This is a genomic window from Streptomyces yokosukanensis, from assembly GCF_001514035.1.
Lineage (GTDB): Bacteria > Actinomycetota > Actinomycetes > Streptomycetales > Streptomycetaceae > Streptomyces > Streptomyces yokosukanensis.
The window spans coordinates 625,457-650,105 of record NZ_KQ948209.1 but is presented as its reverse complement, the minus strand read 5'-3'; the positions used below and the strand labels follow the sequence as shown (position 1 = coordinate 650,105).

At 73.0% G+C, this 24,649-nt stretch carries 19 protein-coding genes; 7 read left to right on the top strand and 12 right to left on the bottom strand.

Features of this window, described 5'->3' with window-relative positions; genetic code table 11:
- Positions 1–747 (bottom strand): adenosylhomocysteinase (locus tag AQI95_RS12770; protein ID WP_079071225.1); only part of this gene is annotated, 747 nt, incomplete at its 3' end.
- Positions 748–1,218: 471 nt separating this feature from the next.
- Between AQI95_RS12770 and AQI95_RS12765 the strand changes: the two genes are divergently transcribed.
- Complete coding sequence (locus tag AQI95_RS12765) at positions 1,219–3,435, top strand: fructose-specific PTS transporter subunit EIIC (protein WP_067121480.1); 2,217 nt, start codon at positions 1,219–1,221, stop codon at positions 3,433–3,435.
- Between the two features lie 117 nt (positions 3,436–3,552).
- Here the strand turns inward: AQI95_RS12765 and AQI95_RS12760 are convergent, their stop codons facing one another.
- The 6 genes from AQI95_RS12760 to AQI95_RS12740 all read right to left on the bottom strand — a co-directional run bounded on the left by AQI95_RS12760 (position 3,553) and on the right by AQI95_RS12740 (position 9,449).
- Entirely contained in the window at positions 3,553–4,533 is a 981-nt protein-coding gene (locus AQI95_RS12760; RefSeq protein WP_067121478.1) for a cation diffusion facilitator family transporter, read from the bottom strand.
- A 183-nt stretch (positions 4,534–4,716) separates the two neighbouring features.
- Positions 4,717–5,868, bottom strand: coding sequence for a mannose-6-phosphate isomerase, class I (gene manA / locus AQI95_RS12755; RefSeq protein ID WP_067121476.1), 1,152 nt, complete (start codon positions 5,866–5,868; stop codon positions 4,717–4,719).
- Positions 5,869–5,968: 100 nt separating this feature from the next.
- Positions 5,969–7,096 carry an SIS domain-containing protein gene (locus tag AQI95_RS12750; protein WP_067121474.1) on the bottom strand — a complete coding sequence of 376 codons (1,128 nt, stop codon included), beginning with the start codon at positions 7,094–7,096 and terminating at the stop codon, positions 5,969–5,971.
- Between the two features lie 128 nt (positions 7,097–7,224).
- Complete coding sequence (locus tag AQI95_RS46460) at positions 7,225–7,395, bottom strand: Trm112 family protein (RefSeq protein WP_107121614.1); 171 nt, start codon at positions 7,393–7,395, stop codon at positions 7,225–7,227.
- 191 nt (positions 7,396–7,586) lie between these two features.
- Entirely contained in the window at positions 7,587–8,951 is a 1,365-nt protein-coding gene (locus tag AQI95_RS12745) for a phosphomannomutase/phosphoglucomutase (protein ID WP_067121472.1), read from the bottom strand.
- Between the two features lie 120 nt (positions 8,952–9,071).
- Positions 9,072–9,449, bottom strand: a complete 378-nt coding sequence (locus AQI95_RS12740) for a DUF3499 domain-containing protein (RefSeq protein ID WP_062154068.1) — start codon at positions 9,447–9,449, stop codon at positions 9,072–9,074.
- A gap of 433 nt (positions 9,450–9,882) precedes the next feature.
- Between AQI95_RS12740 and AQI95_RS12735 the strand changes: the two genes are divergently transcribed.
- Positions 9,883–10,335 (top strand): metallopeptidase family protein, encoded by a 453-nt coding sequence (locus AQI95_RS12735; protein ID WP_107121613.1) that lies wholly within the window; start codon positions 9,883–9,885, stop codon positions 10,333–10,335.
- A 138-nt stretch (positions 10,336–10,473) separates the two neighbouring features.
- Here the strand turns inward: AQI95_RS12735 and AQI95_RS12730 are convergent, their stop codons facing one another.
- The 3 genes from AQI95_RS12730 to AQI95_RS12720 all read right to left on the bottom strand — a co-directional run bounded on the left by AQI95_RS12730 (position 10,474) and on the right by AQI95_RS12720 (position 16,217).
- Entirely contained in the window at positions 10,474–12,000 is a 1,527-nt protein-coding gene (locus AQI95_RS12730; RefSeq protein ID WP_067121468.1) for a DUF5719 family protein, read from the bottom strand.
- Entirely contained in the window at positions 11,997–15,749 is a 3,753-nt protein-coding gene (locus AQI95_RS12725; protein WP_107121612.1) for a glycosyltransferase, read from the bottom strand. Before AQI95_RS12725 ends, AQI95_RS12730 begins: the two co-directional genes overlap by 4 nt.
- Positions 15,750–15,953: 204 nt before the next feature.
- Entirely contained in the window at positions 15,954–16,217 is a 264-nt protein-coding gene (locus tag AQI95_RS12720) for a WhiB family transcriptional regulator (protein WP_003975777.1), read from the bottom strand.
- 636 nt (positions 16,218–16,853) lie between these two features.
- Between AQI95_RS12720 and AQI95_RS12715 the strand changes: the two genes are divergently transcribed.
- The 4 genes from AQI95_RS12715 (at position 16,854) to AQI95_RS12700 (ending at position 20,921) form a co-directional block, all read left to right on the top strand.
- Entirely contained in the window at positions 16,854–17,360 is a 507-nt protein-coding gene (locus AQI95_RS12715) for a cysteine dioxygenase (protein WP_067121464.1), read from the top strand.
- Between the two features lie 67 nt (positions 17,361–17,427).
- Positions 17,428–18,387 carry a 2-phospho-L-lactate transferase gene (gene cofD, locus AQI95_RS12710; protein WP_067121462.1) on the top strand — a complete coding sequence of 320 codons (960 nt, stop codon included), beginning with the start codon at positions 17,428–17,430 and terminating at the stop codon, positions 18,385–18,387.
- Positions 18,388–18,419: 32 nt separating this feature from the next.
- Positions 18,420–19,703: a coenzyme F420-0:L-glutamate ligase gene (locus AQI95_RS12705; RefSeq protein ID WP_067121629.1), complete on the top strand. Its 1,284-nt coding sequence runs from the start codon at positions 18,420–18,422 to the stop codon at positions 19,701–19,703.
- 195 nt (positions 19,704–19,898) lie between these two features.
- Positions 19,899–20,921, top strand: a complete 1,023-nt coding sequence (locus AQI95_RS12700) for a DNA-3-methyladenine glycosylase family protein (protein WP_208614151.1) — start codon at positions 19,899–19,901, stop codon at positions 20,919–20,921.
- Between the two features lie 159 nt (positions 20,922–21,080).
- Here AQI95_RS12700 and manB read toward each other — a convergent pair whose 3' ends face one another.
- Both manB and AQI95_RS12690 read right to left on the bottom strand, forming a co-directional pair.
- Positions 21,081–22,163, bottom strand: coding sequence for a mannose-1-phosphate guanylyltransferase (manB, locus tag AQI95_RS12695; RefSeq protein ID WP_067121460.1), 1,083 nt, complete (start codon positions 22,161–22,163; stop codon positions 21,081–21,083).
- 186 nt (positions 22,164–22,349) lie between these two features.
- Positions 22,350–23,738, bottom strand: a complete 1,389-nt coding sequence (locus AQI95_RS12690; RefSeq protein WP_067121458.1) for a peptidoglycan recognition protein family protein — start codon at positions 23,736–23,738, stop codon at positions 22,350–22,352.
- Between the two features lie 111 nt (positions 23,739–23,849).
- Between AQI95_RS12690 and AQI95_RS12685 the strand changes: the two genes are divergently transcribed.
- Entirely contained in the window at positions 23,850–24,605 is a 756-nt protein-coding gene (locus AQI95_RS12685) for a TIGR03089 family protein (RefSeq protein ID WP_067121625.1), read from the top strand.
- Positions 24,606–24,649 lie beyond the last annotated feature (44 nt).

The window sequence follows — 24,649 nt, the reverse complement described above, 5'->3', positions numbered from 1 at the left end:
ATGCCGGCAGCCGTACTTGTTGTCGAACTTCGACTTCGTCACCGCGTCGTTGACATTGATCGCCGGGAAGAGAAGAACACCGTCACGCTGCATCTCGTACAGACGGTGGACACCCGTCGTGGTCTCCTCCGTCACACCACGGATCTCGGAGGCGAGCTGCGTCCACTTCCGGGGGGTCTCGCCCAGGGTGCGGTGCAGCAGCTGGAGGATGACGCGGTGCTCGTCGGACTCGGCGGTCTCCAGACCGGGGACCTTGCCGTCCTTCTCGTACTCGACGCCCTTGTGAACGAGGAGGGTGGCGTCACCGCCGTCGTCCAGGATCATGTTCGGGCCACCGGTGGGGCTGTCCGGCCAGGTCAGCGCCTGCTCCGTGCACCACCAGTACTCCTCGAGGGTCTCGCCCTTCCAGGCGAAGACCGGGACGCCCTGCGGGCTGTCCGGCGTGCCGTTCGGGCCGACGGCGATGGCGGCGGCCGCGTGGTCCTGGGTGGAGAAGATGTTGCACGAGGCCCAGCGGACCTTGGCGCCCAGGGCGACCAGGGTCTCGATCAGGACGGCCGTCTGCACGGTCATGTGCAGCGAGCCGGTGACACGGGCGCCGACCAGCGGCCGGGCCTCGGCGTACTCCTTGCGGATCGCCATCAGGCCCGGCATCTCGTGCTCGGCGAGCGTGATCTCCTTGCGGCCGAACTCGGCCAGGGAGAGGTCGGCGACCTTGAAGTCCTGTCGGTTCTCGACAGTCGTCATTGCGAACTGCTCCTCGGAATCGGGTCGAGGGTGGGTACGGCTGGTCTGCGCGGCGGCGGACATAGGAGTGCCCGAGAAGAGGACACGGGCATGCCCACATACGCGCAGCGCAGTCCGTCGGAGGCCCTCTCTCCCTCGGCCGGCCCGCACTGGGACCGCCCGACCGCCATCAGCAGCGACGTCTGGCTCCGTCCCAAGCTACACCGGTCGGCCCGGTCGGCCCCAGTCCGCCTCCGCATGGTTCGAGCCGGGCAGGGGGCGTTTTCGAGGTGCGGGGCGCGGGCAGAAGGGCGGCCGGCGGGGGCACGGAATCCGGGGAACAGGTGCCCACAGACCGGTGTGAACGGGGACCTTCGCACCTTGGGGCCGGGGGCGGGGTGGTGCAGGATGCAGGGGAACCGGGGCTGTCCGGCTCCGCTCGTGAGGTGTCCGGAACGGGACCTCGTGCGACGAAGGCGTTAGGAGATCGACGTGACCAGTCCGGCCGGCCCTCCCTCCACGGGTGGCCGCGATGACGAGCGGCGGCAGGTGAAGCTGCTGGCGGTGACCGCCTGCCCGACCGGCATCGCGCACACGTACATGGCGGCGGAGAAGCTCGCGCAGGCCGCCGCGAGCCGCGGCATCGCGATGAAGGTGGAGACTCAGGGGTCCATCGGGGCCGAGAACGTCCTGGATGACAACGATGTCAGAGAGGCGGACGGCGTCATCGTCGCCGCTGACAAGGACGTCGACCTGAGCCGTTTCGCCGGCAAGCGTGTGCTGAAGGTCGGGGTGGCCGAGGGCATCCACCATCCCGAGCAGCTGATCGAGCGGGTGCGGTCGGCGCCCGTGCACGCGTCGGACGGGCCTGCCGCCGGCCCGGCGGACACTGCCGCGGGTGGTGGCAGGGAGCGGGGGCCGGTGTACAAGGCGCTGATGAACGGCGTGTCGTACATGATCCCGTTCGTGGTCGTCGGCGGTCTGCTGATCGCGGTCTCGCTCGCACTCGGCGGGCATGCGACGTCCAAGGGCTATGTGATCCCCGACGGCACCTTCTGGGCGCACGTCAACGCGATCGGCGGGATCGGCTTCCAGCTGATGATCCCGATCCTGTCCGGCTACATCGCCTATGCGATAGCCGACCGGCCGGCGCTGGTGCCGGGCATGATCGGTGGCTGGATCGCCAACACGGGCACGCTGTACGACTCCAAGGCGGGCGCGGGCTTCATCGGCGCGATCGTGACCGGCTTCCTCGCCGGGTATCTGGTGCTGTGGATCAAGAAGGTCCGGGTGCCGAAGTTCGTGCAGCCGATCATGCCGATCATCGTGATCCCGATCGTGGCGACGACGGCGCTCGGGCTGTTCTTCATCTACGTCATCGGCAAGCCGATCTCGTGGGTGTTCGAGCACCTGACGAGCTGGCTCGGCGGGATGACGGGGACCAGCGCGATCCTGCTCGGCGCGATTCTCGGGCTGATGATCGCCTTCGACATGGGCGGGCCGGTCAACAAGACGGCGTTCCTGTTCGGCGCCGGGCTCATCGCGAGCGGCAACCAGACGGTGATGGGCATGTGTGCGGCCGCGATCCCTGTGATGCCGCTGGGGCAGGGTCTGGCCACGCTGATCCGTCGACGGCTGTACACCCAGCAGGAGCGGGAGACGGGGCTGGCGGCGCTGTTCATGGGCTGCTTCGGTATCTCGGAGGGTGCGATTCCGTTCGCGGCGGCACGGCCGGCGCAGGTCATTCCGGCGAACATGCTCGGTGGCGCGGTGGCCGGCGCGGTCGCGGGACTGGCCGGGGTGAAGGACGCGGTGCCGCACGGGGGGCCGATCGTGGCGGTGCTGGGCGCGGTGAGCGGGGTGCCGATGTTCTTCGTCGCCGTGGTGATCGGTTCGGTGGTCACTGCGCTGGCGACCGTGGCGCTGGTCGACGTGAGCGGGCGTCGGGGGCGTGCGGGTGCGGTGCCCGCGCTCGCGGGTGCGGGCACTGGAGTGGTGGGGTCCGGGTTCCCGCCCGCACCTCAGGTGCGGCAGCCGTCGTCGGATGCGGGTGCCCCGGGTGCGGGGTCCTCGTCGTCGGCGGGAGCGGACGTGCCGTCGGATGAGGAGGTGTCGGCGGCGGGTGCGGAGGTGTCGGCGGAGCGTGCGCGTACGGCGGCCCCGGTCGGCGTGCCCGAGCAGGCGACGGCGGAGGCTTCGACGTCGGTGCTCGTCTCGGCGGACCGGGAGACGGCGGCTGAGGACGGTCGGCCCGACGTGCTCTCCGGCCATCTCACCGCGCGCACGGTGCGGGTCGCCCTCGCCGCCCGCGACAAGGACGCAGCGATACGGGAGATGGCTGAGCTGCTCGGTCGTAGCGGGCGGGTCGCCGATCTGGACGAGTTGGTGGCGACCGCGCTGCGGCGCGAGGAGCAGGGGACGACCGGGCTCGGTGAGGAGATCGCGATCCCGCACGCCAAGACGGACGCGGTGACCGCGCCGGTCGTCGGGTTCGCGCGGTCCGCCGAGGGCGTGGAGTGGGGTTCGCTGGACGGTACGAAGGCCCGGCTGGTCTTCATGATCGCCGTACCGGAGTCGGCCGCGGGCGACGAGCATCTGCGGATCCTTGCGCTGCTCTCCCGCAAGCTGATGGATCCGGGGTTCCGGGAGCGACTGCTGGCGGCGCCGGACGAGCGTGCGGTCCTCGACGTGCTCGCCGAGGTCGCGTGAACTGACGGGAGGCGTATGGGCCCGTGGCCCCGGGCCCATACCGTCCTACGGGGAGAGAGCCCGTCGGTGCCGGGCCTCTCACCGCGGTCCGCGGTACGGATCCTGCGATGGCGGTGCTCAGTGCCCCGTCGCGTGCGGGTTCGGGCCGCCCGGGGTCGCCTCCGGGTCGGGACCCTTGGCGGCCTCGGCCTCGCTGTAGATGTCCGGTTCGAGGTAGATGACGCGGGCGATCGGGACGGCGGCGCGGATGCGGGCCTCGGCCGCATTGATGGCGTTCGCGACCTCGATGGCCGTGTCGTCGTGCTGCACGGCGATCTTGGCGGCGATCAGCAGCTCCTCGGGGCCGAGGTGCAGTGTGCGCATGTGGATGACGCCGGTGACGGTGTCGCCGTCGACGATCGCCGCCTCGATCTTCTTGACCTCCTCGACGCCCGCGGCCTCGCCGAGGAGCAGCGACTTGGTCTCGGAGGCCAGGACCAGGGCGATGCAGACGAGCAGGACACCGATGCAGAGGGTGCCGATGCCGTCCCAGACGCCGTCGCCGGTGAGCACCGCGAGGCCGACGCCGAGCAGGGCGAGGACCAGACCGATGAGCGCGCCGAAGTCCTCCAGCAGGACGACGGGCAGCTCGGGGGCCTTGGCGCGGCGGATGAACTGCGCCCAGGACAGTCTGCCGCGCAGTTCGTTGGACTCCTTGATGGCCGTGCGGAAGGAGAAGCCCTCGGCGACGACCGCGAAGACGAGGACGCCCACCGGCCAGTACCAGTTCTCCAGTTCGTGGGGGTGGCTGATCTTCTCGTAGCCCTCGTAGACGGCGAACATGCCGCCGATGGAGAACAGGACGATCGAGACCAGGAAGGCGTAGATGAACCGCTCGCGGCCGTAGCCGAAGGGGTGTTGCGGGGTGGCTTCGCGCTGGGCCTTCTTGCCGCCGATGAGCAGCAGGAACTGGTTGCCGGAGTCGGCGAGCGAGTGGACGCCCTCGGCGAGCATCGAGGAGGAGCCGCTGAACGCGAACGCCACGAACTTCGACACCGCGATCGCCAGGTTGGCGCCGAGTGCCGCCACGATCGCCTTCGTACCGCCTGACGCGCTCATGTGTCCGCGTTGTCCCTTCGCCTCTGTCGCCCTCGTACGTCCCCGCACGCCCACGCCGGCCAGGCCTGTGCCCGGTGTTGCCCGGCCTTGGTCGGTGGGCCATTGTCGCAGCCCGGCCGAGCTCCGGCGCGTCAGGTGTCCACAACCCCGGTCATATGATCCACGGACTGTCCACAGCCCGGGTCATGCGACCACGGTGGCGCGGAAGACGGTGCCCGCGCCCGAGATCTCCGCCTTCTCGTCGGCCGGGACGAAGACCGACTGACCCGGGCTCAGCTCGTACTCGCCGGCGTGGACGGCCCCGGCCGTGCAGAGCAGGATCTGCGGGGTGTCGAGGGTGAGGTCGTGGGCGGTGCCGCCCTCGGGGAGGACGTACCGGGACAGGCGGAACTCGTCGATCGGCGTGTCGTAGACCTCCTCGCCGTCCGGGGAGGCCTCGGGGCGCAGCACGCCCGGGTCGCTCGCCTCGAAGCGGACTACGCGCAGGAGTTCGGGGACGTCGACGTGCTTGGGGGTCAGGCCGCAGCGCAGGACGTTGTCGGAGTTGGCCATGATCTCGACGCCGAGGCCGTTCAGGTACGCGTGCGGGATGCCGGCGCCGAGGAACAGGGCCTCGCCGGGCTGCAGACGGACGTGGTTCAGCAGCATGGCCGCGATGACGCCGGGGTCGCCCGGGTAGTGGTGGGCGAGGTCGGCGTAGGGGGCGTAGTCGCCGCCGAGGCGGGTGGCGGCGGCGGTGGCCTCGGCGACCGTGCCCGCCATCTCCTCCGGGTCGGCGGTGAGGATCGCGGTGAGGACCTCGCGCAGGGCGGCGTCCTCGGGGTGGGCGTGCAGCAGGTCGACGTACGGCTTGAGGCGGTCGACGCCGAGCCCGGCGAGCAGGTCGGCGGCCTGGACCGGGTCCCGGAAGCCGCACAGGCCGTCGAACTCGGTGAGCGCGCAGATCAGTTCGGGCTTGTGGTTGGCGTCCTTGTAGTTGCGGTGCGGGGCGTCGACCGGGATGCCGCGGCGCTCCTCGTCGGCGTAACCCTCCTTGGCCTGCTCCAGGTCGGGGTGCACCTGGAGGGAGAGGGGCGCGCCGGCGGCGAGGATCTTGAGGAGGAAGGGCAGGTGCGGACCGAACTTCGCCACGGCCGCCTTGCCCAGCTCCGCCTCCGGGTTCGCGTCGACGACCTCGACGAGCGTCCCGCGCTCGGTGCGCGAGGGGGCGCCCGGATGCGCGCCCATCCACATCTCCGCCTGCGGTTCACCGGTCGGCTCGACGCCGAGGAGGTGCGGGATGGCGGTGGGCGAACCCCAGGCGTAGGGGCGAACGGTGTTGTCGAGGCGGTCCATGTGTCTTCTCTGTCTCCGTACGTACGGCTGCGCTGCCGGTGCCGGCAGCGGCGCCGGTCGCGTGCTGGTGGTGGGCGCGGGGATCCGGCCTGTGACCAGATCAGGCCCCCGAAGCGAGCGCCAGGTAAACAGCGGCGAAATCCGTGACGGCGATCAGTTCCGCGAGCGTCTCCAGTTCGCCGCCCTCCTCCGGTTCCAGTTCGCTGATCGGCGTGTCGTGGCTGAGGGCCAGGTCACGGGCGGTGGGGGCGGCGGTGAGGCCGCCGCTCGGGCGATCGCGCAGCAGCACTACGCGCGCGTGCAGCGCGGGCGACTCCTCCACACGGTCGCGGAAGAAGTCGTCGGGGTCGGCGCTCGCGGCCAGCGGGCCGGCCAGCAGGGCACTGTGCGCGGCGAGCGCCTCGGGGAGTTCGGCGACGAGCGCGGGGCGGCCGGCCAGCTCGGCGAGGGCGGCGCAGAAGCGGCGCCCGGCGGGGCCCGCCGCGGGTCCCTCCGTCCACACCACGGGAAGTGCGTCGGCGAGTTCGGCGGCGAGGGTCTTGGCCGGGTTGCTGTAGGTCGCGATGGCGGGGCCGCAGCGCTCGGCGATCTGGTCCAGGCGGTCGGCGACCTTCTCCAGGGCGTCCGGCGGGGCCCCGAGCAGCCCGGTGCGGTCCAGCAGCGCCAGCAGCGGGGTGAGCAGCGCCCAGAAGACGCCAGGGGAGGACGCGGCGAGCGGTTCCTCCTGGTCGTACGGCGCTGTCGCCATCGGCACGAACAGGCCGTGGGCGCCGGCCACCGCATCGGCGAGCGGGGTGTGCGGCGGGGCCACGGCGACCAGCGAGCAGCCGCGGCGGTAGGCCTGGTCGGCGAGGAGGGAGAGGCTCGGCTCGGTGCCGTCCGGGGTGGCGATCAGCAGCAGGTCGACGGAGCCGGCCCAGCCCGGGAGTTCCCAGCGCAGGGCTCCGGCGGCCGGGGCGACGCCGGCCGGGGCCAGACGGACCACGGGGCTGCCGACGCCGGCCAGGGTGCCGAGGAGGTCGGCGGTGTGGGCGGCCGCGGCGCCGGGGCCCGCGATGAGGACGGCGCGGGGGCGGCCGTCGGGCTTGAGGTCGCCGATGCCGGCCTCCACGGCGTGCCGGGCGGCGGTGCGGACGCGGGCCCCGGCCTCGGCGGCGCCGCGCAGCAGGCCTCGGCGGTCGGCCGCCGCGAGGCCCTCCGGGGTGTCGAGCAGCGATTCGTCCAGCATGGGCGCAGCCTCCGGTCGCCGGGGATCCTGTGCGGAGCCTTCCAGGGGGTGGGCGCCTCTTCGCCACGCGGTGGGCGCCGTTTTCGCTACGAGGGGTCCACGAGGGCCCTACGAGCGGACGGACCTCGTCACTCGGGGCGGCGGGCCTCGTCCACGAGGAGGACCGGGATGTCGTCGCGGACCGGGTAGGCGAGGCCGCAGTCCTGGCCTGTGCAGATCAGCTCGGTGTCCTGCTCCTTGAGGGATGCGTGGCAGGCCGGGCAGGCGAGGATCTCCAGGAGGCCGGCTTCGAGCGGCATGGGGTGTCCCTTCGAGGGCGGATGTTTCTTTGGCCGCTGGTCAGCGTACCGCTGCTGGACCGGCTGAGCTGGGCTGCGGGTACCGACCGGGGAGGGAGGAGGCCGGGCGGGGCTGCGGCGGCAGGCCTTGGGGCCGTGGGGCTCGGGGCCGTGAGGCTTGGGGCCGGCCGCCGCAGGGGTGGGCGTGGAGGTCAGGCCCTGATGATCGCCAGGGCCTCGTCCCTGATCTTCACCATCGTCGCCTCGTCCTTCGCCTCGGCGTTCAGGCGCAGGAGGGGCTCGGTGTTGGAGGGGCGGACGTTGAACCACCAGTCGGGGGCGGCGACCGTGAGGCCGTCGAGGTCGTCCAGGGTGACGTCGGCGCGGCCCTCGTACGCGGAGCGGATCGCGGCGAGGCGGGCGGACTGGTCGGCGACGGTGGAGTTGATCTCCCCGGAGCCGGTGTAGCGGTCGTACTGGGCGACGAGGGCGGAGAGCGGGCCGTCCTGGGTGCCGAGGGCGGCCAGGACGTGCAGGGCGGCCAGCATGCCCGTGTCGGCGTTCCAGAAGTCCTTGAAGTAGTAGTGCGCGGAGTGCTCGCCGCCGAAGATCGCGCCGGAGCGGGCCATCTCGGCCTTGATGAAGGAGTGGCCGACGCGGGTGCGGACCGGGGTGCCGCCGTGCTCCTTCACGACCTCGGGGACCGTGCGCGACGTGATCAGGTTGTGGATGATCGTGCCCTTGCCGCCGTGGCGGGCGAGTTCGCGCGCGGCGACCAGCGCGGTGACCGCGGACGGGGAGACCGGGTCGCCGTGCTCGTCCACGACGAAGCAGCGGTCGGCGTCGCCGTCGAAGGCGATGCCGAGGTCGGCGCCCTCCGCAGGGACCCGCTTCTGCAGGTCCACGAGGTTGGCCGGGTCCAGGGGGTTGGCCTCGTGGTTCGGGAAGGTGCCGTCCAGTTCGAAGTACATCGGGACGAGGGTCAGGGGCAGGCCGGCGAAGACCGTGGGGACCGTGTGGCCGCCCATGCCGTTGCCGGCGTCGACCACGACCTTCAGCGGGCGGATGGCGGTCAGGTCGACCAGGGTGCGCAGGTGTGCCGCGTAGTCGTTCAACGTCTCGCGCCGGGACAGGGTTCCCGGCCGGGCGGCCGGTGCGGGGGCGCCCGACTCCAGCCATCGCTCGACCAGTTCGCGGATCTGCGCGAGGCCGGTGTCCTGGCCGACCGGGGCGGCGCCCGCGCGGCACATCTTGATGCCGTTGTACTGGGCCGGGTTGTGGGAGGCCGTGAACATGGCGCCGGGCAGGTTCAGCGCGCCCGAGGCGTAGTACAGCTGGTCCGTGGAGCACAGGCCGATCTCGGTGACGTCCACGCCCTGCTCCGCCGCGCCGCGCGCGAAGGCGCGGGTCAGGCCCGGGGACGAGGGCCGCATGTCATGGCCGACGACGATCGCCGCCGCACCCGTCACCTCTGCGAAGGCGGCGCCGAAGAGCCCGGCCAGTGACTCGTCCCACTGATCCGGAACCACTCCGCGCACGTCGTACGCCTTCACGATCTGCGACAGATCAGCAGTCACGGCCAACCCTCCTGAAAGTCCTATGGGTGCCCACAAACTACCCGTCGGGAGTAAGGGGGAGGTGTGCGGACACCATGTGGATGCCCAGTCGTCACCGCGGCCGCGGGGTCGAGGGCGGGCTCAGTTGTCCGGTGAGCGCAGGACCCGCAGGTGGCCGCGGCGGGCGACCTCCATGGGGTCTGCCGCCCGGGCTCCCCCGCCGCCGGCCCCGGCCGCGCGCTCCTGGGGGCGGGCCGCCTCGCGCACGGCGTTGGCGAGCGCTTCCAGATCGTCTCCGCTGGGCCGCGCGGGAGCGGAGCCGTCGAGGAGGCGGACGACCTCCCAGCCGCGGGGGGCGGTGAGGCGTTCGGAGTGCTCGGCGCACAGGTCGTAGCAGTGCGGCTCGGCGTAGGTGGCGAGCGGGCCGAGGACCGCGGTCGAGTCGGCGTAGACGTACGTCAGCGTCGCGACGGCGGGTCGGCCGCAGGCGGTGCGCGAACAGCGACGTACAGGGCTCACGACGTTGGACGGTACCGCACTCTTGAGCGGGCCGCGACGACTCTCCCTCACGTCACTCCACTGTGTCGTGCTGTGAAACACCCCACACACTCCTTCGGGGAAGCCTCGTTGACCTGCATGGACGGGTCCTGGGCGGGTTTTGGGCGCGACTCGATACGGTCATGAGTCAGTACAAACACCGTCAATTGCCTTGAGTTCGGCGGTCTTGGAGGGTTACGGAAACGAGCCAGACGTTGTCCGGAACGGTCATCCTGCGACAGGGAGCGGAGAGCGCCGATCGGTGTGAAGTGGAGCCGATCGGCGGCGGGCCGATCGGCGCAAGGGAGCGCTGCCGGCAGGGGTGGAGGGAAGTGGCCGGTTGGTGCGGGGGGCGGGGGCCGACGCCGTGTGGGGCCGGGCGGGCGGAGCGTGCGGGGACTACGCTTCCCCAGTGATGGACAACCGTGTACCGCCCCGTGCCACCGGCCCCGGGCCCCGTCGCCGTGATCGCCACGGGCGGGGCATGCGCGGACCGATCGCACCCCCGCAGGTGCCGCTGGCGGCCAGCCGTGCCGATGCGTTCGCGGACCTGGTGCAGGACTCCGTGGAGCGTCTTGAGCGGCGGTGGCCGCAGCTGGCCGACATCGACTTCCTCGTGCTGGAGGTGCCCCGCCTGGAAGGGCCGGGTGAGCAGGCGTGGAATGACGAGGCCGTGCCGTTGGGCGGGATCGTGACCGCGCAGGACGGGCGGCGGGCGCGGGTGGTCGTCTATCGGCGGCCGGTGGAGATCCGGACGAAGGGGCGGGACGAGCGGGCCGCGCTGGTGCACGAGGTGGTCGTGGAGCAGGTGGCGGAGTTGCTCGGGCTGACTCCGGAGACGGTGGATCCGCGGTACGGGGAGGACTAGGGCCTGCCGTAGGGCCTGCCGGGCGCAGGCCGGGGTGTTTCGCCGGCGCCGTGACGGCGCCCTCTCCGGTCGCGGGGAGCCGCGCGCGGGCCGCCGCGGTTCCGCAGCCGCCCGCGCGGCCCGACTCCCGACCGCGCGCTACTTCTGCAGCACCGACAGGTCCTCGGTCGCGTCAGGTACCGCCACCATGCCGCGGTCGTCGGGAAGGGTCTGGATGGTGAAGCCGGGGACTCCTGATTCCGTGGCGGCGAGGGTGCGGGAGGCGTAGACCGGGCCGCCGGAGACCGGTTCGACGGTGAGGGCGTATGTGCCCTTGAGACCGGAGGGGACGGGGACCGGGACGTTCTCGGTGGTGCCGGACTTGATGGTGTACGTCTTCGTCGTCGCGGTGCCGCCCTCGCTGCCCGCCGAGGCGGTGACCTTGACCGTGGCCGTGGCCGTGGGTGCCGCCAGGGCGAGGGTCGTGCCCTTGGCGCTGTTGTCGGCCGAGGTCGCGCGCGTGCCGACGGGGGCGGTGGCGGGGATGAAGGCCGTCTCCTGCTGGTCGCCCTTGCCCCGGACGACCTGCAGTGCCGCGACCACCGGGACCGACTGGTCCGTGGGGGTCAGGACCAGGGAGCCCGCCTCACCGCGGGTCACGTCACCGAGGTCGGCCGTGGTCGTCATGCCCGACTTCACATGCAGGGTCTCGTTGCCCGCCGGGGTGATCGGACCGTCCGGTGAGGCCAGGCGGACCTTGAGGTCGGCGTCGTCGCCGCCGGGCGTGAAGGCGATCAGCCGGACGTCGGTGGCGTCCTTGGGGATGCCGGGCAGGACCAGGCTGCCGGCCGGGTCGGCGGACGCCGCCAGCCAGTCCCCGCCCGCCTTGTCGTCCAGGGCCTGCACGGACGCGCCGACCCGGCCGCTGCGCACGGTGACGTGCACGGTCAGGTCGGGCTGCCGTTCGTCGGTGAGCGTGGAGAGCAGGATCGGCTTGCTCGCGTGCGGCGGGACCGTGAGGTTCTCCCCGAGCGGGGACTTGATCGCGCCGTCCTTGCCGTACAGCTCGATGTCGACGACCGCGGCGGAGTCGTCGGGGTTCGTCAGATGGACGTAGTCGGTGCGGCTGGCCGCCGTGCTGGCTCCCGGGAACCAGAACTCGGTGTCCGCGGCCGTGCAGCTGACGCCCAGCAGCCCGCGGCCGGTGCCGGCGGCGACCTCGGTGGTCTCCTGCAGGGTCCAGCCGGGCGCGAACTTCCCGTCGGCGGTGCCGATGAGCGCGGGTGTGTCGGCGCCGGAGCTGTCGCCGGTGACCGGGGTGCCCGGTGCCTTCGGGGTGAGCACCGGCTTGTCCGCCGTCTTCTTCGCACCCTTGGAGCCCTTGGAGCCCTTGCCGGTCTGGGAGTTGTCCGTGCCGTCCACCGACTGCTCGTCGGCCGAACGGAGTTGGGCCGTGCCGGTGCTCGCCGCGCCCTGGGTGACGGGCGTGAACGACGTGTAGGACGTGTCGGCGATGTCCGAGATGCTCGGCGCCGGGCACAGCAGGCTCGTGCGCTGCACCGGGAGATGCGCGGCCGCCTCGGGCGCGGCGGCCCCGGACGCGGACGGGCCGTCCAGCGCGGCGAACGCCGTGACGGCGGCCAGCGCGGTGGTGGCGGCGATCAGGGACAGGGTGGTGCGGTTCACTGCTGGCTCCCGTCGGGGCGCTCGCTGCCGGTGCCGTGGGGGTGCTGGGCCGGGTCGTAGCCCTGCTGAGCCGGGTCGTAACCCTGCTGGGCGGGGTCGTACGCCGGGTCGTAGCCCTGTTGGTAGGCCGTCGGGTCGTACGGCATCTGGTCGGCCGTGCCGCCGTAGGCGTACGGGTCGTAGTGGCCCGTCTGGTACGGGTCGGCGGCCGGGTACGCCTGCTGGTCGTAGCCGGAGGGCTGGTACTGGCCGCCGGTCTGGTACTGGTCGGTTCCGTAGTCCGCGTATCCGGAGTTCGCGTAGGAGGCCTCGTCGAACTCGTCGTAGGAGTGCTGGTGGGGTACGGCGGCCGGGGGGTCCGCCGGCGGCGAGGGTGCGGCGGGCTGCTCGTCGGCGGCCTGCTCCTCGGCCTGCGCGCGCAGCCGGCGGGCGCGGCGGCCCTCGCCCGCGACGGGCTGGGCGGGCTGCGGCTCCTCCTCGGGCAGGTCGTCGTCGACGTCGCGGCGACGGCCGGGCAGGGCGAGGACGATCAGGACGACGGCGAGCGCGCCCTGGGCCCACAGCCAGCCGGTGTGGGTGATCGGGTCGTCGTAGGTGACGTCGAGCTTTCCGCCGGCGGCGGGCAGTTGGAAGCCCTGGGCCCAGCCGTCGACCGTGGTGCGGGTGAGCGGCTTGCCGTCCAGGGTGGCCGTCCAGCCGGCGGAGGCGGTGTCGGCGAGGCGCAGGACACGGCCGTCCGCGCCGGACGGGACGGTCGTGTGGATCTCCACCGGTCCCGCGGTGACCGGCTGGGCGGTGCCCGAGCCGCCGGCGGGGACGATGGTGGCGCGGGAGACCTCCTGGTCGACCCGCCACAGGGCGCTGCCGTTCTGCTGGCTGAGCCGGGTCAGGCCGGGGGTGGTGTCGAGGACGCGGGTGATGTCGCGGGGCGCGCCCTTGTGGACGAGGACGTAGCGGACGGCGAAGCCGCCGAGTTCGTCGGCCTGGTCGGCGCCGGAGCCGGCGACGAGGTTGGCGACGACCTTGTCCAGCCGGGTGTTCTCGCCGTCGGCGGCGCCGGCTTCGGCGTCGCCCATGCGGGCGCCGGAGCCGCGGACCAGGCTGTAGCGCACGCGTGCGGTGGAGTCGCTGCCCAGGATCAGGGTGCGGGCCCGGTCGCCGGTCGTGGAGTCCTCGGCGACGAACGCGGGCACCTGGGTCGGATCCCGGCGCTCGAGGGGGCTGTCGGCGCCGCGGATCATCCAGCCGGCGGCGACCACCAGCGGGCCCACGGCGCAGGCGAGGGCGATCAGGGCGGCGACGGGCTGGCGCCAGCCGAAGCTCTGCTCGGCCACACGCGCGCGTGCGCCGTCGGCGCCGAGGGCGGCGGCGGCCAGCAGGGCGATGCCGTAGACGAGGGTGGCCGGTCCGGCCCAGGCGGACCTGTTGGACAGGACGGCGAAGACGAGGCCCACCAGGGCGACCGCCCAGGCGGTGCGGATGCCCAGCTGCCGCTCGGAGCGCAGGAGCGCGGCGAGGGCGGCGAGGACGATGCCGATCAGCATCAGGCCCTGCACGGTGCCGGGGCCGCCGGGGCTGGCGCCGAGCAGGTCCTGCGCGGAGGCCGCCGAGCTGCCGTACGCCAGGCCGGCTTCCTTGAAGAAGCCGGTCGGGAGCAGGGTCAGCGACCAGGGGGCGAGGACCAGCAGCGGGGTGCCGAGCTGGGCGAGGAGGCGCAGGACGCGGGCGACGAGGTCGCCGCGGCGCAGGACGAGCACGCCGACGCCGAGCAGCAGCGCGATGGGCCACACGATCGGCGTGAAGGCCGTGGTGAGGGTGAGCAGCAGGGCGTACGCCCAGGTGGCGCGCCAACTGCCGCGCGCGCCCGAGCGGTTCGCGAGGCCGCTCGCGGCGATGCCGGCGCGCGCGATGAGCGGCAGCAGCACGGCGAGGACGGCGGTGCCGATGCGGCCGCCGGCCAGGGCGCCGGTGGTGGCGGGCAGGAAGGCGTAGGCGATGGCCACCCAGGCGCGCAGCAGCCGTGAGGTGACGAGCGGCCGGGAGGCGAAGTAGGCGGTGAATCCGGCGAGCGGTACCGAGGCGACCAGCAAGGCGGTGACGGCGAGTCCGGTCGAGCCGAACAGGATCGCGGCGAGGGCGGCGACGATCGCGAGGTAGGGCGGTGCGGACGGGGTGCCGCCCGCGCCGACCGGATGCCAGGAGTCGGCGAAGCGGGACCACAGCTCGCCGGCGCCGGCCGGGGCGGGCAGCAGGGCGCCGCCCGCGAGCGCGCCGCTGCCGAGCAGGGCGCGGCAGGCGGTCAGGGAGATGAGCAGCAGCGCGAGGAAGAGCACGGGGCCGGGCTTGCGGGCGATCCGCTTGAGCCGGGCGAACTGCTCGATCTGCAGGAACTCGGCGTCGTCGCCGCCGGGTCCGGACTCCACCGCGCCGCCGTGCCGGCCGGCCGAGGCGGTCTCGGTCTCGGAGCCGCTGGTGAAGTTGGCGGCGAGCTGTTCCACCGTGGCGCGGACGGTGGCGCCGGGGGGTGGGAAGAGCTGGCGCAGTTCGGCCTTGTCGATCTGCGCGGGGCCGCGGCGGCGGCGTGCGGCGATGATCCGCTCGGGGCGCAGCAGGGTGCTGAGCAGGCCGCGGATCTCGTCGACGGCCTGGCCGGGCACCTTGCCGACGAGGTAGGCGACGGTCCTCAGGACGGTGCCGAGGACGAGCCGCAGCAGCACCCAGGGCAGCACCGCGCCGCGGGTGTTGACGAGGAGGGTGTAGACGGCACCCGCTTTGTCGACCTTGTGCGGGGAGGCGGCGGTGCGGCCTGCGCAGTCGACGGTGCGGCGCTCGCGGGAGGCGGCCTCGGCGTGCCGTACGACGGCGTCGGGGGCGATCAGGACGCGGTGGCCGGCGGCGTGGGCGCGCCAGCACAGGTCGACGTCGTCGCGCATCAGGGGCAGCCGGCGGTCGAAGCCGCCGAGCCGCTCGAAGACATCGCGCCGGACGAGCATGCCGGCGGTGGAGACGGACAGCACGGTACGGACGTGGTCGTGCTGGCCCTGGTCCTGCTCGCGGCGGTCCAGGCCGGTCCAGCGGCGGCCGGAGTTGGCGATGGAGACCCCGACCTCCAGCAGCTGCCGGCGGTCGTACCAGCCGCGCAGTTTGGGGCCGACGACCGCGACGTCGTCGCGGCCCAGCTCCAGTTCGTTGTCGACGACGCGCAGCAGTTCGGCGAGGGCGTCGGGGGCGGGGGCGCAGTCGTCGTGCAGCAGCCAGAGCCACTGGACGGGCTCGCCGTGCGGCAGTTCGGGCAGGTCGTAGGCGTCGTCGCGCCAGGAGCGGGTGACGGGGTCCCAGCCGCTCGGGCGCTTGAGATACGGCAGCTCGTCCGGGGTGAGGACCGGGGCGGTGCGGCTCGCCTCCTCGACGGCCTGGCCGAAGCCGGTGCGGCGGGCGAGGTGCAGGACGCCCGCGTCGCCGAGGGCGTCGGTGAGCAGCCGGGCGGAGTCGTCCGCACTGCCGGTGTCGGCGGCCACCGCGTACTGCACGGGGCGCTCCTGCTCGAGCAGGCCGGCGAGGGCGTCGGGCAGCCAGCGGGCACCGTCGTGGGAGACGAGGACCGCGGTCACCACATGACGCGGGAACTCGGGCGGGCGGGACGGGTCGAACGCCGCCGAACGGGCCGGGTCGAACGCCGCCGGGCGGGACGGGTCAAACGCCGCTGTGGCAGCCGCGTCTTGGGCTGCCGTATGGCTGTGCACGGACATCGAGGTACGGGCCCCGGTTCGATGGACTGCGGTGGACGCCTGCGCTCCCTCGGGGGGCGAGGGGGCAGCGGGGCGTCTCGGACGAGCGACCACACTATCGGCTGACCATGGCGACGGCCCGCCGCCTGTGGATAACCCACCGGCGACGGGCCGTTCGTGACGTTTTGGTGTGGATGTGTGGTCGAAGGACCGCTGGTCGTGCGGTCAGACGGCGGCCTTCTTCAGGCGGCGGCGCTCCCGCTCGGACAGACCGCCCCAGATGCCGAACCGCTCGTCGTTGGCGAGGGCGTACTCGAGGCACTCGGAGCGGACCTCGCAGGCGAGGCAGACCTTCTTCGCCTCTCTGGTGGAGCCGCCCTTCTCGGGGAAGAAGGACTCGGGGTCGGTCTGGGCGCACAGCGCGCGCTCCTGCCAGCCGAGTTCCTCGTCCGCGTCGTCGACCAGCAGTTGCTGCACCAGCTCGGTCATGTGCGCCCCTCGTCTGTCTTTCGCGTCCCCGTGCGTTGCCGTTACCGATTTCGGCTGAACGACACGAGTGAAATTACAAGTGTGCTGCTCCGGGCGAGTCAAGCCGAGATCTGCTATTGGGCCCGTTATTCACTCTGCGGAACCAAGGCCATGCGGAAAGTGTTCAAATCGCCATAAACCTCGGCACGCAGGCGAGACCCCCGGGACCGGTCGGAACCCGTACAGACCTCTGTACGAAGAAGGACGTCTCCGCGTTCGATCGCGTTGCACGAGGCCCGAGCGCCCGGATGTGCGCCATGTGTCCCCGGGGCCGCGTGAACAAACCTTTCGCCTGAGAGATGAACCGGAAGAGGTGAAGCGTGTCCCACATACCGGTCGCCGAGTTGACAGCGCAGGTGTGAGCCGGTGTCCTTGGGGGCATGCTCGCGAATCCGGCACTCACCTCGACCCGCACCGCCGGGTTCCACGGTGCTGCCCGGTCCCGCTGTAGCTGTTGTCGCTGTTCCAGCTGTTGAGCCCTGCTGCCGCTCCAGCTGTCGCCGAGTCCTTCCAGTCGGCTCGGTCGCTCCCACCTTCGTAGAACCCTCCCTTCCGGGCCCCACTGTTCCGCTCCCCCGCCGAGGAACCACGCACCCGATGAACAGCGACAACGACCTCCAGATCGCCGGCGACATCCTCGAAGTCCCGCACCTGCTCCAGCCGCCGCGTGAGCACCCGGCCACCGTTGCCGAGTTCGTGGGCCTCGCCCGCTCGATCGCCGCCGACCGCTCCCAGTGGGCGCACCTCGTCCGCTACGACGCGACCACCCGCTGGTACCACCGGCTGCGCACCGGCCCCGGCTACGAGGTGTGGCTGCTGAGCTGGGTGCCGGGGCAGGGCAGCGGGCTGCACGACCACGGCCGCTCCTCCGGTGTCCTCACCGTCCTGGAGGGCGCCCTGACCGAGCGCACGGAACGCGCCACGCGCGCGCTGACGGCGGGGGCGCAGCGGGTGTTCGCGCCGGGGTACGCCCACGAGGTCGTCAACGACGCGCTGGAGCCGGCGGTCAGCCTGCACGTGTACCACCCGGGCCTCACCGAGATGCCCATGCACACCTCCCCGCACTGCGAGGCGCGCACCGGGCCGCGCGCGGTGACTGCCTGAAACCCGATGCGTCCGCGTCCGGTGACTGCCTGACGCGTTGTCGTACCCGCCTGCAAGACTGGTCCTCATGCGCATTGTGGTTCTGGCAGGCGGCATCGGCGGTGCCCGTTTCCTGCGCGGTCTGAAGCGGGCCGTGCCGGACGCGGAGATCACGGTGATCGGCAACACCGGCGACGACATCCACCTCTTCGGGCTGAAGGTCTGCCCGGACCTCGACACGGTGATGTACACGCTGGGCGGCGGCATCAACGAGGAGCAGGGCTGGGGACGGGCCGACGAGACCTTCCACCTCAAGGAGGAACTGACGGCCTACGGGGTCGGGCCCGACTGGTTCGGCCTCGGCGACCGTGACTTCGCGACGCACATCGTGCGCACTCAGATGCTCGGCGCGGGCTATCCGCTCAGCACCGTCACCGAGGCACTGTGCGACCGCTGGAAGCCGGGGGTCAAGCTGATCCCGATGACCGACGACCGCGTGGAGACGCATGTCGCCGTGGAGGTCGACGGCGAGCGCAAGGCGGTCCACTTCCAGGAGTACTGGGTCCGGCTGCGCGCCTCGGTCCCGGCGGAGGCGATCGTGCCGGTCGGCGCCGAACAGGCCAAACCGGCGCCCGGCGTGCTGGAGGCCATCGCCGAGGCGGACGTCATCCTCTTCCCGCCGTCCAACCCGGTCGTGTCCATCGGCACCATCCTCGCCGTCCCCGGCGTCCGGGAGGCGATCGCGGACGCGGGCGTGCCCGTGATCGGCCTGTCCCCCATCGTCGGGGACGCCCCGGTGCGCGGCATGGCCGACAAGGTGCTCGCCGCGGTCGGCGTGGAGTCCACGGCCGCCGCCGTCGCCGAGCACTACGGCTCCGGCCTGCTGGACGGCTGGCTGGTCGACACCGTGGACGCGGCCGCCGTGGAGCGGGTCGAGTCCGACGGGATCCGCTGCCGGGCCGTACCGCTGATGATGACCGACCTCGACGCGAGCGCGCAGATGGCGCGCGAGGCGCTGACGCTGGCCGAGGAGGTGCGGGGAGCGTGAGCGGGGACCACCCGGAGTACCGCCCGGAGTACATGGTCCGGGCCCTGTGCGGCATCCCCGAGGTGCAGCCGGGCGACGACCTCGCCAAGCTGATCGCCGCCGCCGAGCCGGGGCTGGCCGACGGGGACGTGCTGATCGTCACCTCCAAGATCGTCTCCAAGGCCGAGGGCCGGGTCGTCATGGCGGACGACCGGGAGGCGGCCATCGACGACGAGACGGTCCGCGTCGTCGCCCGGCGCGGCACGCTGCGCATCGTGGAGAACCGGCAGGGCCTGGTCATGGCCGCCGCCGGGGTCGACGCCTCCAACACCCCCGCCGGGACCGTGCTGTTGCTGCCCGAGGACCCGGACGCGTCCGCGCGTGCGATCCGCGACGGCCTGCGCGCCGCTCTCGGTGTCGACGTGGGTGTGATCGTCACCGACACCTTCGGACGGCCCTGGCGCTCGGGGCTCACGGACGTGGCGATCGGTGCCGCCGGGGTGCGCGTGCTGGACGATCTGCGCGGGGGCACGGACGCGCACGGCAATCCGCTCGGTGCGACGATCGTCGCCACGGCGGACGAACTGGCCGCCGCCGGCGACCTCGTCAAGGGCAAGGCGGCCGGGCGTCCGGTCGCCGTGGTGCGCGGCCTGCCCCATGTGCTGGACCCGCAGGACGGCGAGGGCGCGCGGGCACTGGTGCGCACCGCGCGGGACGACATGTTCCGGCTCGGCACGTCCGAGGCGGTCCGGGAGGCGGTGACCCAGCGGCGTACGGTCCGGGCCTTCACCGACCAGCCGGTGGACCCGGGCGCGGTACGGCGCGCGGTCGCGGCGGCGCTGACCGCGCCCGCCCCGCATCACACCACGCCGTGGCGGTTCGTGCTGCTGGAGACGGAGGAGTCCCGGACCCGGCTGCTGGACGCGATGCGGGACGCCTGGATCGCCGACCTGCGCCGTGACGGCAAGAGCGAGGAGTCCGTCGCGAAGCGGGTGCGGCGCGGGGACGTGCTGCGGCGTGCGCCGTATCTGGTCGTGCCCTGCCTCGTCATGGACGGCTCGCACCACTACGGGGACGCGCGGCGCGACGGTGCCGAGCGGGAGATGTTCGTCGTCGCGATGGGCGCCGGCGTGCAGAACCTGCTGGTGGCGCTGGCCGGGGAGCGGCTGGGCTCGGCGTGGGTGTCGTCCACGATGTTCTGCCGGGACGTGGTGCGCGAGGTGCTCGCGCTGCCCGCGGACTGGGAGCCGATGGGTGCGGTGGCGGTCGGGCATCCGGCCGGGGAGCCGGGACCACGGCCGGAGCGGGACGCGGGGGCGTTCGTCGAGGTGCGGTGACGCTCCGACCGTGAGCCGGGCGCCGGCGGTCGGTGGGGACCGGGTCAGCCGGGGCGGCTGCGGCTGGTCTCGGGCTCGGCCTTGTCCGGCCTGGCTTCCGCCGGCCCTGACTACCCCGGACCGGGCCCCTGGTCCCTGCCCCCTGGCCTAGGCTCGTAGCTCTCGTCGGTCTCTCACTGCATCCCGGGATTCTTCGTGGCAGGACGTTTCGCCGGACGGCCCACGCGTACGACCGTGCGCGGGGGCCATGTCGGCGTGCCCGCGAGCGGGAGCGCCGGGATGCCGCGGCAGGCGGCGACGCCCGCGCGGACGCGGCGATGGGTGCCGGACGGACCGCTCGATCTGGGGCTGGTGCTCGGACCGCTGCGCCGCGGACCCGCCGACCCCACCTTCCGGACCACCGCGGACGGATCCGTGTGGCGGACCTGCCGTACGCCTGCCGGACCGGGCACGCTGCGGGTACGGGCGGACGGCGGTGAGGTGCTCGGCGCGGCGTGGGGGCCCGGGGCGGAGTGGCTGCTGGACCAGTTGCCCGAGTGGCTCGGCGCGGCCGACGAACCGGAGGCGTTCGTGCCCCGGCACCGGGTGGTGGCGCTCTCGCGGCATCGGCGGCCGGGGCTCAGGCTGACCCGGACCGGGCTGGTGCTGGAGTCGCTGATTCCGTCGGTGCTGGAGCAGAAGGTCACGACCGAGGAGGCGTACCGGGCGTGGCGGCTGCTGGTGCGCGGGTTCGGGGAGCCGGCGCCGGGGCCCGCGGGGGCGGGCGAGCGGCCGATGTTCGTGATGCCGACGCCGCGTGCCTGGGCGCTGATTCCCTCCTGGGAGTGGCACCGGGCCGGGGTCGACGACAAGCGGGCGTCCACGATTTTGCGGTCCGTGCGGGTCGCTGCGCGGCTGGAGCAGGCGACGGGGATGCCGGCGCGGGAGGCGCAGGCGCGCCTGGAGGTCGTGCCGGGGGTCGGGCCCTGGACGTCGGCGGAGGTCGTGCAGCGCAGTCATGGGGCGGCGGATGCGGTGACGGTCGGGGACCTGCATCTGCCGGGGATCGTGGGGTGGGCGTTGGCGGGGGACCGTGATGCCGACGACGCGGCGATGCTGCGCCTGCTGGAGCCGTACGCGGGGCAGCGGCACCGGGCGGCGCGGCTGATCCTGCTCAGTGGCCAGGTGCCCGCTCGGCGGGTGCCGAAGATGCCTCGGGTGGACATCGGGTTGCTCTGAACCCGACGGGACCTCAGTCCCCGAGGCGCGCGGGGAGCCGCGCGAGCAGGCGCCGTCCGGCCGCAGACGGAGTACCGCAGGACCCCCGGCCCGATGGGAGGTCGCCCGATGGGGGCCTGGGGGCGCGGCCCCCGTGGCCGGCCCCCATCCCCCTCCCGCTCACTGGTCGGAGGAGAAGCGGAGCGCCCCCGCCGGGATGCGGGCGTCGCACCACACGCGTACTCCCTCGCGCAGTTCGTTGTCGGCGCCGATGACCGCGCCGTCCCCGATGACCGTGCCGGTGAGGACCGTGCGCTCGCCCACGCGGGCCCCCGTGCCGATGAGGGAGTCGGTGATGACGGCGCCGGGTTCGATGACGGCGCCGGGGAGGATGGTCGAGCCGAAGACCCGCGCGCCCTCGGCCACGAACGCACCCTCGCCCACCACGGTGCCGCCCGTCAGCTTGGCGTCCGCCGCCACGGTGGCCGTGGGCAGGATCAGGCGGTCGCCGCAGCGGCCGGGGACGGCCGGGGACGGGGCGCGCCCGAGGACCAGGTCGGCCGAGCCGCGGACGAACGCCGCCGGGGTGCCGAGGTCCAGCCAGTACGTGGAGTCGACCAGGCCCTGGAGGTGGGCGCCGGCCGACAGCAGGTCCGGGAACGTCTCGCGCTCCACCGACACCGGCCTGCCCAGCGGGATCGTGTCGATGACCGAGCGGCGGAAGACGTACGCCCCCGCGTTGATCTGGTCGGTGACGATCTCCTCGGGCGTCTGCGGCTTCTCCAGGAAGGCCAGCACCCTGCCGGACGCGTCCGTGGGGACCAGGCCGTAGGCCCGCGGATCCGTCACCTTCGTCAGGTGGAGGGAGACGTCCGCGCCCGTGGACTCGTGGGTGGCCACCAGGGACCCGATGTCCAGGCCGGTCAGGATGTCGCCGTTGAAGATCAGCACCGGGTCGTCGGGGCCGGAGTGCAGGCGCGAGGCGACGTTGCGGATGGCACCGCCCGTGCCGAGCGGTTCCTCCTCCGTCACGTACTCGATGTGCAGGCCGAGTGCGGAGCCGTCGCCGAAGTACGGCTCGAAGACCTCGGCCAGATAGCTGGTGGCGAGGACGATGTGGTCCACGCCGGCGGCCTTGGCGCGCGCCAGCTGGTGCGTGAGGAAAGGCACCCCGGCGGCGGGGACCATGGGCTTGGGCGTGTGCACCGTGAGCGGACGCAGCCGGGTGCCTTTGCCGCCGACCAGGAGGATCGCTTCTGTCACCTGTCGTCTCTGCTTCCTGCCGGGACCGGCCGAACTTCTCGTTTCACTCGTTTCGGCCGGTCAGTGTATGCAGACCGTAGCGGCGGCACCCTTGACGACCGCGCGGTTTCCCGCGAGATCGGTATGAGGACGGTGTGAGACCGACGGGCCCCCCGACGACGGCACCGAACGCGCGCCCCCGCTCGCTCAGCGCCCCTGGTAGCGCGCCGCGCCGGAACGGGCCGTACCGAGCTTGGCATAAAGCCGTTCGCCGGGGCACTCGGTGGCGTATCCGTCCTGATGGCCGGAGATCACGTTCAGTCGTACCTTCTTACCTTTGGCGTAGAGGTTGCCACCGGCCGACGTGAGATATGTCTTTCCGCGTGGATTGACGCCGTAGAGCCCGAGCTTCCACGCGGCGAGCCTGGAGAGCGCCGTCACCGCGGCCTTGGGCGGCTTCGCCGTGCCGTACGTGCCGATCACGGCGATGCCCGTGCTGCTGTTGTTGAAGCCGAGGGTGTGCGCGCCGAGGACCGCCTTCGCCACGCCGCCGGCCCGGCCCTCGTAGATGGTTCCGCACTTGTCGACGAGGAAGTTGTAGCCGATGTCGCGCCAGCCCATGCTGTCGACGTGGTAGCGGTAGATACTGCGGATGACGGAGGGGGCTTCGGAGCAGGTGTAGTTGTTGCCGGAGGCCGTGTGGTGCACGAAGACGGCCTTGATCTTCTTCGAGTAGACGAACCCGCCCGAGCGCACCGCCTCGTCCGCGCCCCAGCCGCGCCGTGTGACGATCCGCGGGCGCGCCCCGATGTGCGGCTTGCCCTTCACCGGGCCCCTGAGGCGGGTGAGTTCCTGCTCGGTGGCCCGCTTGCCCAGCGCCGGGATGTCCAGGGCTCCGTAGCGGGCGATGTCGGTGTTGGCGGTCGAGGCCGCGCGTGCCGCGTCCGTGTCCAGATCGGTGTGGGGCTGGTCGGCCGGCGCCCCTCTGAGCGGCGCGCCCTCGGGCGGCGCCTCGTCGCCGGGGTCGACGAGCTGCAGGCGCAGCCCCGAGGGCAGTGACGACCGCGGTGGCCGCGGCCTGCCCGTGCGGCCGTCCCGGCCCGTGCCGTCGGCGCGGACCCGGACGTCCACGCCCTGCGAGGCGCCCACCCACAGCGGCGCGGTGGCTCCGCGCACCCGCCGCGCGCCCCGTTCCGCCGTGCCCGGGTCGGCGCCGTGGTCGGCGTTGTGCGTCTCGACGTCCTGCCAGCCGGACCACGCTCCCGTCGCGGCCGAGCGGGTGCGCACCTGGACCCGTCCGTGCAGTCGGGTGTCCGGGTCGTCCCAGACGACTCCGACGAGGGAGAAGTGCTCTCCGCCCGGCCGGTGGAGCCCCTGCAGCGGGGCGGTGCCGAGGACGCGCTCGGCGGAGAGGGGGGCGAGGGGCAGCGAGCGGGTGCTTCCGGGGATCGCGGTCACTTCGGTCGCAGCTGTCGGGGTCGCGGTCGCGGCACTCGCGTTGGTCGCGGGCAGGGTCAGCGGGAGTGCGAGAGCCGTGGCGCATGTGGCGCCGATCGAGGAAGTCAGGAATCCACGCATGCTTCTGATCTTGAACATAGCCGTACAAATATGTCCATCGGTGAACTGACGGACCGCCGACAGTCGTTCCGCCGAACCGGTGGCACCGGCGCACGCCGCGCACACCGGCCCGCGCGTACCCTTTTCCGGATGAACGCCACCGATCGCACCCCTGCCGACCTGCTGGCTTCCGCGCTCGCCGCGGACCCCGGCCGCCCGCTGGTGACCTTCTACGACGACGCCACGGGCGAACGCGTCGAACTGTCCGTGGCCACCTTCGCCAATTGGGTGGCCAAGACCGCGAACCTCCTCCAGGGCGACCTCGCGGCCGAGCCCGGCGACCGCCTCGCGCTGCTGCTGCCCGCGCACTGGCAGACGGCGGTGTGGCTGCTGGCCTGTTCGTCCGTGGGCGTGCTGGCGGATCTCGGCGGGGATCCGGCCGCCGCGGATGCCGTCGTCAGCGGGCCGGACACGCTGGACGCCGCGCGGGCCTGCCGCGGGGAGCGGGTCGCTCTCGCGCTGCGGCCGTTGGGCGGGCGTTTTTCGCAGGCCCCGGACGGGTTCCTCGACTACGCCGTCGAGGTGCCCGGCCAGGGCGACCGGTTCGCGCCGCTTGCTCCGGTGGATCCCGAGGAGCCCGCGCTGATCGTCGCCGGGCGGGAGTTCAGCGGGGCGGAGGTGGTCGAGCGGGCCCTGGCCGAGGCGCCCGCGCTGGATCTGGCGGGGCCCGGCGCGAGGCTGCTCTCGGGGCTCTCGTACGACACCTGGGAAGGGGTCGCCGCGGGCTTGTACGCGCCGTTGGCCGTCGGGGGGTCCGTGGTGCTCTGCCGGCATCTGGACCGGCTGGACGAGGACGCTCTCGCCAAGCGGATCGACAGTGAGCGGGTGAGCGCGCTGCGGCGGTAGAAGTCGTCGGCCTGGCGGGGAGCCGCAGGTCCCCCGAGTGGAGT

Coding starts and splice junctions, on each gene's coding strand:
- cofD (WP_067121462.1), top strand. CDS start 17,428: ATGCGCATTGTGGTTCTGGCAGGCGGCATCGGCGGTGCCCGTTTCCTG.
- AQI95_RS12720 (WP_003975777.1), bottom strand. CDS start 16,217: ATGACCGAGCTGGTGCAGCAACTGCTGGTCGACGACGCGGACGAGGAA.
- manA (WP_067121476.1), bottom strand. CDS start 5,868: ATGGACCGCCTCGACAACACCGTTCGCCCCTACGCCTGGGGTTCGCCC.
- AQI95_RS46460 (WP_107121614.1), bottom strand. CDS start 7,395: ATGCCGCTCGAAGCCGGCCTCCTGGAGATCCTCGCCTGCCCGGCCTGC.
- AQI95_RS12715 (WP_067121464.1), top strand. CDS start 16,854: ATGAACAGCGACAACGACCTCCAGATCGCCGGCGACATCCTCGAAGTC.
- AQI95_RS12690 (WP_067121458.1), bottom strand. CDS start 23,738: ATGTTCAAGATCAGAAGCATGCGTGGATTCCTGACTTCCTCGATCGGC.
- AQI95_RS12760 (WP_067121478.1), bottom strand. CDS start 4,533: ATGAGCGCGTCAGGCGGTACGAAGGCGATCGTGGCGGCACTCGGCGCC.
- AQI95_RS12750 (WP_067121474.1), bottom strand. CDS start 7,096: ATGCTGGACGAATCGCTGCTCGACACCCCGGAGGGCCTCGCGGCGGCC.
- AQI95_RS12735 (WP_107121613.1), top strand. CDS start 9,883: ATGGACAACCGTGTACCGCCCCGTGCCACCGGCCCCGGGCCCCGTCGC.
- AQI95_RS12685 (WP_067121625.1), top strand. CDS start 23,850: ATGAACGCCACCGATCGCACCCCTGCCGACCTGCTGGCTTCCGCGCTC.
- AQI95_RS12705 (WP_067121629.1), top strand. CDS start 18,420: ATGGTCCGGGCCCTGTGCGGCATCCCCGAGGTGCAGCCGGGCGACGAC.
- AQI95_RS12725 (WP_107121612.1), bottom strand. CDS start 15,749: ATGTCCGTGCACAGCCATACGGCAGCCCAAGACGCGGCTGCCACAGCG.